Annotated in this window: 12 protein-coding genes; 2 read left to right on the top strand and 10 right to left on the bottom strand. The window is 67.5% G+C overall.

Going from position 1 to position 12,447, the window contains the following annotated elements; translation table 11 throughout:
• Positions 1 to 38: 38 nt before the first annotated feature.
• From G6N09_RS12070 to G6N09_RS12060, 3 genes are all read right to left on the bottom strand, one after another.
• Positions 39 to 884 (bottom strand): EamA family transporter, encoded by an 846-nt coding sequence (locus G6N09_RS12070; protein ID WP_083026831.1) that lies wholly within the window; start codon positions 882 to 884, stop codon positions 39 to 41.
• A gap of 194 nt (positions 885 to 1,078) precedes the next feature.
• On the bottom strand, positions 1,079 to 2,845 hold the full coding sequence (locus G6N09_RS12065; protein ID WP_234807059.1) for an ABC transporter ATP-binding protein: 1,767 nt from the start codon (positions 2,843 to 2,845) through the stop codon (positions 1,079 to 1,081).
• Positions 2,842 to 4,554, bottom strand: a complete 1,713-nt coding sequence (locus G6N09_RS12060) for an ABC transporter ATP-binding protein (RefSeq protein WP_083026892.1) — start codon at positions 4,552 to 4,554, stop codon at positions 2,842 to 2,844. The genes G6N09_RS12065 and G6N09_RS12060 overlap by 4 nt, the downstream gene beginning before the upstream one ends.
• 201 nt (positions 4,555 to 4,755) lie before the next feature.
• Here G6N09_RS12060 and G6N09_RS12055 point away from each other — a divergent pair, with 201 nt between their 5' ends.
• Both G6N09_RS12055 and G6N09_RS12050 read left to right on the top strand, forming a co-directional pair.
• Positions 4,756 to 5,457: a response regulator transcription factor gene (locus G6N09_RS12055; protein ID WP_046188127.1), complete on the top strand. Its 702-nt coding sequence runs from the start codon at positions 4,756 to 4,758 to the stop codon at positions 5,455 to 5,457.
• 17 nt (positions 5,458 to 5,474) lie between these two features.
• Complete coding sequence (locus G6N09_RS12050; RefSeq protein WP_083026891.1) at positions 5,475 to 6,809, top strand: HAMP domain-containing sensor histidine kinase; 1,335 nt, start codon at positions 5,475 to 5,477, stop codon at positions 6,807 to 6,809.
• 17 nt (positions 6,810 to 6,826) lie between these two features.
• Here the strand turns inward: G6N09_RS12050 and arfC are convergent, their stop codons facing one another.
• The 7 genes from arfC to G6N09_RS12015 form a co-directional block, all read right to left on the bottom strand.
• Positions 6,827 to 7,549, bottom strand: coding sequence for a channel accessory protein ArfC, sunset domain variant (gene arfC, locus G6N09_RS20060; protein WP_234807058.1), 723 nt, complete (start codon positions 7,547 to 7,549; stop codon positions 6,827 to 6,829).
• On the bottom strand, positions 7,549 to 7,701 hold the full coding sequence (gene arfB, locus G6N09_RS19515; RefSeq protein WP_165756600.1) for a channel accessory protein ArfB: 153 nt from the start codon (positions 7,699 to 7,701) through the stop codon (positions 7,549 to 7,551). The genes arfC and arfB overlap by 1 nt, the downstream gene beginning before the upstream one ends.
• Before the next feature lie 12 nt (positions 7,702 to 7,713).
• On the bottom strand, positions 7,714 to 8,805 hold the full coding sequence (arfA, locus tag G6N09_RS12035) for a channel-forming protein ArfA/OmpATb (protein ID WP_234807057.1): 1,092 nt from the start codon (positions 8,803 to 8,805) through the stop codon (positions 7,714 to 7,716).
• 108 nt (positions 8,806 to 8,913) lie between these two features.
• Positions 8,914 to 9,378 carry a channel-forming protein ArfA/OmpATb gene (arfA, locus tag G6N09_RS12030; protein WP_083026829.1) on the bottom strand — a complete coding sequence of 155 codons (465 nt, stop codon included), beginning with the start codon at positions 9,376 to 9,378 and terminating at the stop codon, positions 8,914 to 8,916.
• The gene (locus tag G6N09_RS12025; RefSeq protein WP_083026828.1) at positions 9,379 to 9,747 is read right to left on the bottom strand and encodes an FKBP-type peptidyl-prolyl cis-trans isomerase; all 369 of its coding nucleotides are present in this window, start codon (positions 9,745 to 9,747) and stop codon (positions 9,379 to 9,381) included.
• A gap of 5 nt (positions 9,748 to 9,752) precedes the next feature.
• On the bottom strand, positions 9,753 to 11,051 hold the full coding sequence (locus tag G6N09_RS12020; protein ID WP_083026827.1) for a citrate synthase: 1,299 nt from the start codon (positions 11,049 to 11,051) through the stop codon (positions 9,753 to 9,755).
• A gap of 88 nt (positions 11,052 to 11,139) precedes the next feature.
• Positions 11,140 to 12,432, bottom strand: a complete 1,293-nt coding sequence (locus tag G6N09_RS12015) for an MFS transporter (protein WP_083026826.1) — start codon at positions 12,430 to 12,432, stop codon at positions 11,140 to 11,142.
• Positions 12,433 to 12,447 lie beyond the last annotated feature (15 nt).

Raw genomic sequence — 12,447 nt, 5'->3', positions numbered from 1 at the left:
AAAACGTCGGTTTCGGCGGTCGTTACAGACCCGAGCTGCTACCCGGTGATCATGGCGACCGCGACGGCCGCCAGCACCATCCCCGCCACCTGGCGAGGACGTACCCGCTCCCGCAGCACGGCCACCGCCAAGAACACCGTGGCCGCCGGGTACAGCGAGATCAGCACGCTGGCCAACGACAGCAGCGAGAGCTGCAAGGCGAACAGCATGGTGACGTTGGCGGCGGTGTCCAGCAGGGCGATCAGGAACGCGAGCCGCAGCGGCGTGCCCGTGGGGGCCCGAAGATTGCGGCTGGCGGCCGCGACGACGACCACCAAGACGGTGGCGGCCGCGCGCGCGAACAGCAGCGGCCACAGCCCGGCGTCCGAGGGAGTGCGATCCAAGAAGACGAAGTTCAGCCCCAGCGCCATCCCCGAAGCGACGGTCAGCCAGATCACGCGACGGTTGAGGCCCGGCCGCTTGATGCCGTCTTCGCCTGCGTGCCAACTGATCAGCACCACCGCGCCCAGTGCCACCGCGATGCCGGCACTGGCGAGCAGTCCGGGCCGCTCCCCCAGGAACCGACCGACGCAGACCGGCACGCTGGCATCGACCACGGCGGCCAGCGGCGACACCACCGAGATCGGGCCCGCAGCCATGGCCGCGTAGAACCACCAGATGCCCAGCGCCTGGCTGAGCCCACCGAGCATGCCCAGGATCACCGCGCCGGTCGTGATCCGTCCGCCACCGATCAGGGCCAGCCCACCCAACATCACCATTGAGACCGGGGTCGACACCAAGACCACCCGCAAGGCCGCGACACGCCGGGACGCGACACCACCGACGAAGTCGCTGATCCCGAAGCTGGTGGCCGAGGCCAACGCCAAACCCTGTGAGCCGATCACGCCGCTGCCTGGGCGGCCGCGCCGGATCCGGCTGGCTTAACGTTCGATGAGACGATCACGCGGCAAAGCCTAAGTGCACAGTGAGGTCCCAGAAACCTTTGTTTGCAGGATCTTTGCAGTCGACCTGCCGATTTCCGCACGTCGTTGATTAAAATTCGCCTGGATTTAACTCCGCGGGCCCGCGTTGGACCGGTCTAGGCCAGCGAACGCAGCCAGGCGTCGTGCAGCGCCGCGTAGTGCCCCTCAGCCCGGATCAGGTCGGCCGGCGGCCCGTCTTCGACGATCCGCCCGTCTTCGATCACCAGAACCCGGTCGGCGATCTCAACCGTCGAGAGCCGGTGGGCGATCACCAGTGCGGTCCGCTGGGCCAGCACGCTGCGCAACGCCTTCTGCACCATCCGCTCACCCGGAATGTCCAACGAGGATGTCGCCTCGTCGAGGATCAGCACGGCCGGGTCTGCGAGGAACGCACGTGCGAACGCGATCAGCTGGCGTTGCCCGGCCGAGAGCCGCCCGCCGCGCTTGGCGACGTCGGTGTCGTAGCCGTCCGGCAGGGCGGTGATGAATGCGTCGGCGCCCACCTGGGTGGCAGCGGCAACCACCTCGGCGTCGGTCGCACTGGGCCGGCCGAACCGGATGTTGTCGGCCACCGTCCCGCTGAACAGGAAGTTCTCCTGCGTGACCATCACCACGTGCTGACGCAAAACAGTCTGGGTGAGCGCACGTAGGTCGACGCCGTCGAGAGTGACCGCTCCTGACACCGGGTCGTAGAACCGGGCTATCAGTTTGGCGATGGTGGACTTGCCTGCGCCGGTGCTGCCCACCAGCGCCACGGTCTGGCCGGCTGGGATGTTCACGGACAGCCCGGGCAGCACCGATTGGCCGCCTCGATAGCCGAAATGCACGTCACACAAAGCGATCTCACCGCGCACGTCAGCCTGGAGCGAGGGCTCCGAGGCGGGCGGGTCAGTGACGGCCGGCGTTTCGGCCAGTACTCCGGCCAATTTCTCCAACGCCGAGCTGGCCGAGGAGAACATGTTGAGAAACTGGCTGATGTCCTGCATCGGATCGAAAAACATCCGCAGGTAGAGCAGGAATGCGGTGAACGTCCCGATAGTCATGTGCCCGTGCAGGACTCGCCATCCCCCGTACAGCAGCACCACACCGGTGGTGAGGTTGCCGACCAATTTCACCCCGGGGCTGAAGATCGCGACCAGCTTGAAGGCCTTCTCATTGACCACGCGGTAGCGGTCGGCGACGCGGGCAAAGATCTGCTGATTGCGGGCTTCCCGGCGATAGGCCTGTACAGCCTTGATTCCGGTCATGGTCTCGGTGAACTGCACGATCACCTGTGCCGCATGCTCACGGACCGCGGTGTAGGTCTTGGCCGACTCGGCCTGGAACCACCGCAGCAGGATGACCAGGGCCGGGAAAGCGGTCAAGCACATCAGCCCCAGTCGCCAGTCCAGCACGACCAACAGCACCGCGGTGCCGGCCATGGTCAGCGCCGAACCGACCAGCCCATCGAATCCGGACAGCAGCATCTCTTGAATGGCGTCAACGTCATTGGTCAACCTGCTGACCACCCGGCCCGAGGTGTAGCGCTCGTGAAACTGGACGTCGAGCCGCTGAAAATGCCGGAACACCCGTCGCCGCAACTCCAGCAGCACCCGCTGCCCGATCCTGCCCGACCACTGCAGAAACAGCATTCGGGTGCCCGACTGCGTGAGCACGACGACCACCAGTGCGACCACGATGACGCCCAGCTGGTGGACGGAGCCGTCCGCGGCGATCGGCGGGATGCCCCGGTCGATACCGCGCTGCGCCAGTAGCGGCACCGCCAGCCGGGCAGCGTTCTCGGCGATGACCACCACCGCCAGCAGCCCTACCGCGCCACGATAGGGACGCAGCAATGACCACAACAGGGCCCGCGCCGCGGCCCGGCCCGGCTGCGCCGTCACCGTCGCACCCACTCGACGAGGTGCTCGGCACCGTCGTCGAGCTCGTCGTCGGCGGCCAGGAGGTTGCGGTACCGCGGCACCCCGGCCAGCAGCTCGGCATGCGTGCCGACCGCGGTGATGGTGCCGTCCTCGATCAGCGCCACCCGATCGGCCAACGCCACCGTGGAGGCCCGGTTGGCCACCACCAGCGCGGTAATGGGTGCGGCTGCGTCCCGCAACACCCGCCGCAGCGCCGCAGTGACCGCCGCCTCGGTGTGCACGTCCAACGCCGACAGGGTGTCATCGAGAACCAGGATCGTCGGCGCGGCTACCAGTGCCCGGGCCAGCGAAAGCCGTTGCCGCTGTCCACCCGAAAGGCTCATGCCCTGTTCGCCGATCCGAGTCTCCAGCCCCTCGGGTAGCTCGTAGACGAAGTTCGCTGACGCGACGTCCAGGGCGCGCGCCAGATCCATGTCGTCGGCATCGGGCCGACCCAGCCGCAGGTTCTCGGCCACCGACATCGAGAACAGGGTGGGGTCGTCGAAGGCGGTGATGACCGCCGAACGCAATGCCGGCAACGTCAACGAACGGATGTCGCGCCCGCCGATCATGATCTGGCCCGCACTGACGTCGTAGAGCCGCGACAAAAGCATCGCCAGCACAGACTTCCCGGATCCGGTGGCGCCCACCAAGGCGACCGTCTCACCAGCCTCGATGGTCAGATTGACGCCGCGCAACACCCACGGGGCGTCCACCCCGGCAGTGGCGAAACGGAACCCGACGTCACGCAGCTCCAACCGGCCCGACGGCGGCGACGGATCCTCGCCGTCGGTGATCTCGACGGGGGCGTGGAAGATCTCGGTGATCCGGTCGGCGGCGGTCATCGCTTCTTGGGTGGCCGACAGCAGGAAGCCCAGCGCCGACAGCGGCCAGATCAGCGACAGCATCAAGGTGACGAAGGCGACCAAGGTGCCCAGCGTGACCAGGTGATGTCCCGCGGCGTACGCCCCGCCCGCCACCACCAGGATCAAGGTGAAATTCGGGATCACCTCCAGCAGCGTCCAGAACTTTGACGACACCACTACCTTGTCGACACCGAGGTCATGCAGGGTCTTGGCCTGATGGTCGAAGCGAGCGAACACATGGTCTTCACGACCGAACGCCTTGACGGTGCGCAGGCCCGCAGCGGATTCCTCTACCTGTGTGGCCACCTGGCCGGCCTGGTCCTGCGCCCGCCGCGACAGCAGGGTGTACTGGCGCTGAAAATGCTGCACGGCCAGCATGACCGGGACCAGCGACAGGCACACCACCACGCCGAGCGGCCAGTAGAGCACTACCAGGATGGTCGAGACCGTGATGATCTGCAGGGCGTTGAGCACCAGAAACACCGCCACAAAGGACAAGAAGCGCCGGACGGCGGCCAGGTCGTTCATGATCCGCGACAACAGCTGGCCGGACTGCCAGCGGCCGTGGAACGTCATCGGCAGCAGCTGAAGCCGGGCGTAGAGGTCTTTGCGGATATCGGCTTCCACGCCCATGGTGCCGTGGGCGATCAGCCAGCGCCGCACAAACCACAGGACCGCCTCCACGACACCGAGCGCGGTGGCCGCCATGCCCAAGACCCACAGGCCGGGCTGATCACGGTGCGCCACCGGACCGTCGATGACGGCCTTGGTCATCAGCGGGATCACCACGGTGACCCCCAGGCTGAGCACGGCGACGGTCACCATCGTGATCCACCGCGCCCGATAGGGGCGCAAGTAAGGCAGCAGGCTGCGCAGCGCGGAAGCCGATTTCACGCAGTCGACCCTAGATCGATGGCGCCGACCCGCGGCGCCCGACTTCGTCGCGCTTGCGATCGCCGCGAGATCGATGGCGCCGACCCGCGGTGTATCCCGCGCTTGGTGCCCACGTTCAGGCAAAATGGCGCCATGGACAACGCAGCAGCATCGCCCCGGGTACTGGTGGTCGACGACGACGCCGACGTACTCGCCTCCCTGGAACGCGGACTGCGACTGTCCGGCTTCGAGGTCGCGACGGCGGCCGACGGTGCCGAGGCGTTGCGCAGCGCCAAGGAGTCCCGGCCCGACGCCATCGTGCTCGACATCAACATGCCGGTGCTCGACGGTGTGAGCGTGGTGACGGCGCTGCGTGCGATGGGCGACGACGTGCCGGTCTGCGTACTGTCGGCGCGCAGCTCAGTCGATGACCGGGTTGCCGGGTTGGAGGCCGGAGCAGACGACTACCTGGTCAAGCCATTCGTGCTGGCCGAGCTGGTGGCCAGGGTGCGGGCCATGCTGCGACGGCGCGGGTCGGCGGCCAGTACTTCTTCAGAGACCATCACGGTAGGTCCACTGGAGGTCGACATCCCGGGGCGCCGCGCCCGGGTCAAGGGTGTCGACGTGGACCTGACCAAGCGTGAGTTCGACCTGCTGGCCGTGCTCGCCGAGCACAAGACCGCGGTGTTGTCCCGCGCGCAGCTCCTCGAGCTGGTCTGGGGTTACGACTTCGCCGCCGACACCAACGTCGTCGACGTGTTCATCGGCTACCTGCGACGCAAGCTGGAGGCCGGCGGCGCGCCGCGGCTGCTCCACACCGTGCGCGGGGTCGGTTTCGTCCTGCGAACACAGTGAGGCCCACCATGAACGTGATGAAGCTGCTGCGGCGCATCTTCGCCCGGACGCCGTCGCTGCGGACCAGGGTGATGCTGGCCACCGCGATCGGGACCGCGATCGTGACGGTGATCATCGGTGCCATCGTCTGGGTGGGCATCACCAACGACCGCAAGTACTGGTTGGACCGCCGTCTCGACGAGGCGGCAGGTCTCACGGTCCCGCTGATCGGCCTGGGTGAACTGCCCCGGTCGGCCGGCCCCACCGACGCGGTGATCACGCTGCGGCGCGCCAACCAGGTGACGTCGAACTCCACCGTGGTGCTGCCGGAGCTGGAGCCCGGTTATGCCGACACCGAGATCAACGGCGTGCTCTACCGGGTGCGGACCGTCGGCATCCCAGGTCCGGGGCCACGTTCGCTGGCGGTGGGCGCCACCTATGAGGCCACCCTCGCCGACACCAACAACCTGCATCGCAGGGTGCTTCTGCTCTGCACGGCCGCGATCGGTGCGGCCGCGCTGCTGGGCTGGCTACTGACGGCATTCGCGGTACGGCCGCTGCGGCGGCTCGCGCAACAGGCCCGCTCGATCGACGCCGGAGACGAACGTCCGGAGATCGAGGTACGCGGTGCCACCGAAGCCGTGGAGATCGCCGAAGCCATGCGCGGAATGCTGCAGCGGATCTGGAAGGAGCGCGACCGCACCCAGGAGGCACTGGCGTCTGCGCGGGACTTCGCCGCGGTCTCCTCCCATGAGCTACGTACCCCGCTCACCGCGATGCGTACCAACCTCGAGGTGCTGACCACCTTGGACCTGCCCGACGAGGGGCGCAAGGAAGTTCTGAGCGACATGGTGCGCACCCAGACCCGGATCGAGGCGACCCTGTCGGCTCTGGAACGACTGGCGCAGGGCGAACTGTCCACTTCCGACGATCATGTGCCGGTCGACATCACCGATCTGCTCGACCGGGCGGCCCACGATGCGATGCGGGTCTTCCCCGACCTCACTGTCTCGCTGGTTCCGTCGCCGACCTGCATCATCGTCGGGCTGCCCGCGGGCCTGCGGCTGGCGGTGGACAACGCGATCGCCAACGCCGTCAAGCACGGCGGGGCCACGCAGGTGCAGTTGTCCGCGGTCACGTCACGAGACGGCGTGGAGATCGCCGTCGACGACAACGGCGGCGGGATTCCCGAGGAAGAGCGCCGTATCGTTTTCGAGCGGTTCTCCCGTGGATCCACCGCCTCGCACTCTGGTTCCGGGCTCGGGCTGGCACTGGTGGCTCAGCAAGCCGGGTTGCACGGCGGCACAGCGACTTTGGAGGACAGCCCGCTGGGTGGGGTGCGTCTATTGCTGCAGCTGCCGCCCCCGCACTGAGGGATCCGCTCGACGCGTCACTTCTTCTTGCGCCAGCTGTCCCATCGCGCGAAACCGGCCGCCGCAGCGGTCTGTTCGTCTTTGAACCACACCTCGGCGATGGTCGCGTCGTAGGCGGGGCTGGCCGGAGCGTGGTAGAGCATCGAGTCTTCGTTGCCTTTGACCGTCCACCCCACCGGACCGCTGCCACCGGGTCCGGCCTTGGTCGACCCGGGACCGTAGGGACCCGGCGGCACCTCCTCGACTCCCCCGACCAGGTTCGCGGTACCGCCCTTGGCCCGGCCCTGGTCCCAGCGAGTGAACCCGGCGGCCTGCGCAGCGCTTTCCTCGGCGAACCACACCTCAGCGATCGTCTGGCCGTACCAGGGACTGTCGGTGGTGTGGTAGAGCATCGAGTCCTCGTTGCCCTTGATCGTCCAGCCGGTCGGGCCGACGCCACCGGCTCCCGCGCGTGCCGAACCCACGCCGTAGGGTGCGCCGCCGACTGCCATCTGGGTGGTCGCGGCCTCCGATGGCAGCGTTCCACCGGCGAGTTTCGCGGTCGATCCTGATCCGGTGGCGGTGCCGGGCGCCGGGATCGGTGTCGTATGTGCGCTCGCCGCGGCGCCGGCAGCACCGGCGGCGCCCCACGACGCCGAGACCGGCATCTCGCGATTGACCCGCCGAATCGTGAAGGCGAAGGTCAACAACAGACCCAAGAGGAACGACAGGCCCATCAACCAGCAATTGGTGCCGTGCATCAGTGGGATCCTCTCTCGCGCGACCCGGGAAGTGCCGCGATGGCCTCTTCCTTGCTGGTGCGGCGAATCGACACCAGGGTGAGCAGCCAGGCGACCGCCGAGCCCACCGCGAAGGCCAACAGGTACCACAGCCAGTGCATGACGAAATCCATTGCAGATCCTCCTTAGCTCACGGTGATCGCGACGCGACGGTTTTGCGCGCGGCCATCTGGTGTCGCGTTGCTGGCGACCGGGTCGGCCGATCCGAATCCCTTGGAGGTGACGCTTCCGGCGGGTACGCCGTGTGACACCAGGAAGTCGGCCACCGACTTGGCCCGAGCCGCACTCAGCGGCACATTGATGCCGTCGTTGCCGGTGTTGTCGGTGTAGCCGTTGACCGCGAGGTGGGCGCTGTGGCACCCCTTCACCTTCTCCGCCACCTTGGCCAGTTGCGCCTTGGTGCCGGCCGTCAGGGTGTAGCCGTTGGTGACGAATCTGACCGGAGCGCTCATCACCGCGGTGATCTCCGCCTGCAGGTTGGCGCAGTCACCGGCCGGGCTCGGCGCCGGAGCGGGGGCCGGTGCCGTGGCTGACGGCACCGGGGTCGGCGACGGAGTCGAACTTGGAGTGGGGGCCGGAGCCGGGGTGGGAGTCGAACCGGGCGCCGGCGTCCCGCTTGGACCCGGGGCCTGACCCTTGTCCGTGGAAACCTCGATGTTGTTGAGCAGCTTGAGGTTTGGCCACGCCACCTTAGCGGCGGACTCGATCGCGGCCTTGATCGCGTTGGAGGCCGCGGTTCCCATCAAGGTGACGGTGTCGTCGGCGATCTTGAATTTGAAGTCCGGCAGGGAGACCGCGGCCTTGAACACCGACCCCAGGCCGGAGAGATCGGGCCTGGGGACACCGGGCTTGATGACGAGATTGTCGATCAGCGAAACGCCACCGCCGAACACGCCTTTGAGCATGTCGAGCAGTCCGGTTCGGGCCGCGATGTCGGGCACGTCGCCGTTGAGAGTCACGACGTTGCCGTTTCGCAGAATCGACAAGGGGGCGAACGCCAGCGCCGGCAGTTTCACGCTCGGCGCCGACACCGACGGGGCGCTGACGTCCGGAGCACTGACATCGAGCTTGCCACCGCCGGGCAAACCGTAGCCGATCAGGGCCAGTAGCAAAGGAATGGTGGCCAAGGCCAGCAGCCATCCGGCGCCGGGTGGCCTGCGGTAAAACCGCGAAACCTTTCGCCAGCCAGTCACGGTGCGATTTTCTGAGCCTGGCATGGATCCTCCTTGAAGACCGAAACACCCGCGAGTCCAGAGACATCGCGAGTGTAGGAGCATCCAGATGTTAATGCGGGCAATTAGTCGATTTTGGTGGACTTCCCCCCGCTACCGCTCGATCACGAGCTCGTTGACGATGTGCGCCCGCGCCCAGGTGGCCTCGGCCGCGGCCTGCACGGCCTCCGCCTGGGCGGCCTTGCCCGCGGTACCGCCGAGGGTCACCGTGTCGCCGTCGGCATCAAGTCGGAAATCGGCGATTCCCGCGGCGGCCTCGAACACCGGCGCCGCGTCAGTGAAGTCGACTGTCACCGCGCCAGGTGCCAGCCCGAGCCTGTCGACCACCGTGACGTCGTCGCTCGAGCCCAGCACCGCGTCCAGCAGTACTCGTCTGGCCAGCGGATCTGCCACGCCACCGGTCAGCGTGACCTCGTTGCCTTCCCGGATCACCGAGACCGGCCCCGGGGCGCCCAAGGGCGGCGGCGGGGCGGGTCGATGCGCGCGTTCGACAATGCCGTAACCGATCGTCACCAGCAGCGCTGTTCCCAGCACTGCCCCGATCAGTCGGGCCCGCACTCAGCGAGTGCCGAGCAGATCGATCACGAAGACCAGGGTCTTGCCCGCGAGCTGGTGCCCGGTTCCGGCGGGTCCGTAGGCCAGCTCCGGCGGGATCACCAGCTGACGTCGACCGCCCACCTTCATGCCGGGGATGCCGTCCTGCCAACCGGCGATCAGCCCGTCGAGCGGAAACTCCAGCGACTCGCCACGGTTCCACGAGCTGTCGAACTCCGCGCCGGTGTCGTAGTCGACACCGAGGTAGTGCACGTTGACCAGCGCACCGGGAGCGGCAGCGGCGCCTTCCCCGACGACGATGTCCTCGATCACCAGCTCTGCGGGAGCGGGGCCGGTGGGAACGGTGATCTGCGGCTTGCCTGAGTTCGTCATCGCGGTTACCGGCCGCCGATGCCGACGTAGTCGCGCTCGGTGTAACCGGTGTAGACCTGACGGGGCCGGCCGATCTTGCTGTCGCCCTCGTCGTGCATCTCACGCCAGTGCGCGATCCAGCCTGGCAGCCGGCCCAGTGCGAACAGCACGGTGAACATCTGGGCCGGGAAGCCGATCGCCCGGTAGATGAGTCCGGTGTAGAAGTCGACGTTCGGGTAGAGCTTGCGCTCCACGAAGTAATCGTCGGTCAGCGCGGCCTCTTCGAGGTCCTTGGCGATGTTGAGCAGCTCGTCGTCGCCGCCGAGCTTGCCGAGGATCTTGTCGGCCTGCTCCTTGACGATGCGGGCCCGCGGGTCGTAGTTCTTGTAGACCCGGTGGCCGAAGCCCATCAGCTTGACGCCGTCTTCGCGGTTCTTGACCTTGCGCACGAAGTCGGTGACGTTGCCGCCCTGCTGGTCGCGGATCTGCTCGAGCATCTCCAGCACCGCCTGGTTGGCACCACCGTGCAGTGGGCCCCACAGCGCATTGATGCCGCCGGAGATCGAGGTGAACAGGTTGGCCCGTGAGGAACCCACCAAGCGCACGGTCGACGTCGAGCAGTTCTGCTCGTGGTCAGCGTGCAGGATGAACAGCATGTCCAGGGCCCGGACCACCTCGGGGTCGACCTCGTAGGGCTCGGCAGGCAGACCGAAGGTCATCCGCAGGAAGTTCTCGACCAGACTCAGCGAGTTGTCCGGGTACAGGAACGGCTGACCGGACGACTTCTTGTAGGCGTACGCCGCGATGGTGGGCAGCTTGCCCAGCAACCGAATGGTCGACAGCTCGACCTGGTCGTTGTCCGAGGGGTCCAGCGAGTCCTGGTAGTAGGCGCTCAAGGCGTTGACCACACTCGAGAGCACCGGCATCGGGTGGGCGTTGCGGGGGAAGCCGTCGAAGAACCGCTTCAAGTCCTCGTGCAGCATGGTGTGCCGCTGGATGCGCCGGGTGAACTCCGCCAGCTGATCGGTGGTGGGCAGTTCGCCGTAGATCAGCAGGTAGCTGACCTCGATGAAGGTCGACTTCTCCGCCAGCTGCTCGATCGGGTAGCCGCGGTAGCGCAGGATGCCGGCGTCCCCGTCGATGTAGGTGATGGCGCTCTTGACCGGCGAGGTGTTGGCGTAGCCGTTGTCGAACGTGGTGTAGCCGGTCTTGGCGAGCAACGAACCGATGGCCAGGGCGTCAGACCCCTCGGTCGCGTGCACGATGGGCAGGTCTAGCTCGCCGCCCGGATACCGGAGACTGGCGGTTTCGTCGGTTGCGGCCACGAGGAACCCCTTTGCGCTATTCGGCTGACCGGATTGGGCGTGTATAGGAAAAGGTAGTCGGTTCAAGGCGGACGCGCCCGCCCGGGGCCTATCGGTGATCCGCCGGCGGAGGTCGCCGGACCTCCACGGGCCGCCGATAGCGCAGGAATGCGGGCGCAGCCAGCGCTGCCAGCAGCACGCCCACCACCACCAGTACCCCGCCGCCGGCAGCCGCGGCGGCGGTCCCCACCACGGCCCCGGCAGCACCGTGCACGGCATCGGCAAGTCGCGGGCCGCCGGCGACGACCACGATGAAGACGCCCTGCAGTCGGCCGCGGATCTCATCGGAGGCCACCTGCTGCAGGATCGTCGAGCGGAACGCCGCCGACACCATGTCTGCGGCGCCACCGAACGCCAACATCACCAGGGCCGCCCACAGCGCCGGACCGGCGTGCCCGCCCCCACGCGACACCGCGTACCCGAACCCGACCATGGCCACGCCCCAGATCGCGATGGCCAGCACAATGGCCAAGCCCTGACGCGAGATCCGCGGCAGCCAACCCGAAAACACCCCGCCGAGCACCGCGCCCGCCGACATGGCCGCAGCCAACAGGGCGATGGTGGTGCCACCCTCGACCGGCCCGCCGAAGTCGGTGGTGGCGATCTGCGGGAACAGGGCGCGCGGCATGCCCAGGACCATCGCAATCAGGTCCACCACGAAAGACATCAGCACCACAGTGTTGCCGGCCAGGTAGCGGAAACCGTCGAGAACGGCGGCGATTCCGAAGCGCGATGGGCCGGCCGATTCACTGGGCGGCATGGGAGACAGTCGGAACGTCGCCCAGATCGGCACCAGACACGTCACCGCGTCGATCAGATACAGCGTGGACAAGTCGACCCAGCCGAGCAACAGCCCGGCAAGCAGCGGCCCGACGATCGCTCCGAACTGCATGACGGTCATGTTCAGCGCGTTGGCGGCCGGCAGGTCACCGGCGGCCACCAGCCGGGGAATCGCCGCCGATCTGGTCGGGGCATTGACCGCGTAGAAACCCTGCTGCAAGGCCAGCAGGCTCAGGACGATCCACACATTCTGCAGGCCGGCCGCCGCCTGGATCCACAACAGCAGCGACGCCACCGCCAGCCCGCCCGAGGCGATGATCAGCAGCTTGCGTCGATCCATCGCATCGGCCCAGGCACCGCCGAGCAGGCCGAATACCACCAGCGGCACCAGTGCGAACAGTCCTGCCAGCCCGACGTATGCCGAACTCCTGGTCAGCGCGTAGATCTGCACCGGAACCGCGAAGATAGTCAGGTTCGCCCCGATGACGGTCGGAATTCCGGCAACCCAGAGTCGCCGGAAATCGGGGCTGCGCAGCGGAGTGGTGTCGGCGAAAACTCTCATGCGCGCAGCACCGCC

The organism is Mycolicibacter minnesotensis (assembly GCF_010731755.1).
Classification (GTDB): domain Bacteria; phylum Actinomycetota; class Actinomycetes; order Mycobacteriales; family Mycobacteriaceae; genus Mycobacterium; species Mycobacterium minnesotense.
This window is presented reverse-complemented; position numbering and strand designations above follow the sequence as displayed.

Coding starts and splice junctions, on each gene's coding strand:
- G6N09_RS12060 (WP_083026892.1), bottom strand. CDS start 4,554: ATGGTGACCGTCGCCGTGCTCAGCCTGGGGGTCACCGTGGTGATCCCG.
- G6N09_RS12055 (WP_046188127.1), top strand. CDS start 4,756: ATGGACAACGCAGCAGCATCGCCCCGGGTACTGGTGGTCGACGACGAC.
- G6N09_RS12050 (WP_083026891.1), top strand. CDS start 5,475: ATGAAGCTGCTGCGGCGCATCTTCGCCCGGACGCCGTCGCTGCGGACC.
- arfC (WP_234807058.1), bottom strand. CDS start 7,549: ATGCACGGCACCAATTGCTGGTTGATGGGCCTGTCGTTCCTCTTGGGT.
- arfB (WP_165756600.1), bottom strand. CDS start 7,701: ATGGATTTCGTCATGCACTGGCTGTGGTACCTGTTGGCCTTCGCGGTG.
- arfA (WP_234807057.1), bottom strand. CDS start 8,805: ATGCCAGGCTCAGAAAATCGCACCGTGACTGGCTGGCGAAAGGTTTCG.
- G6N09_RS12025 (WP_083026828.1), bottom strand. CDS start 9,747: ATGACGAACTCAGGCAAGCCGCAGATCACCGTTCCCACCGGCCCCGCT.
- G6N09_RS12015 (WP_083026826.1), bottom strand. CDS start 12,432: ATGAGAGTTTTCGCCGACACCACTCCGCTGCGCAGCCCCGATTTCCGG.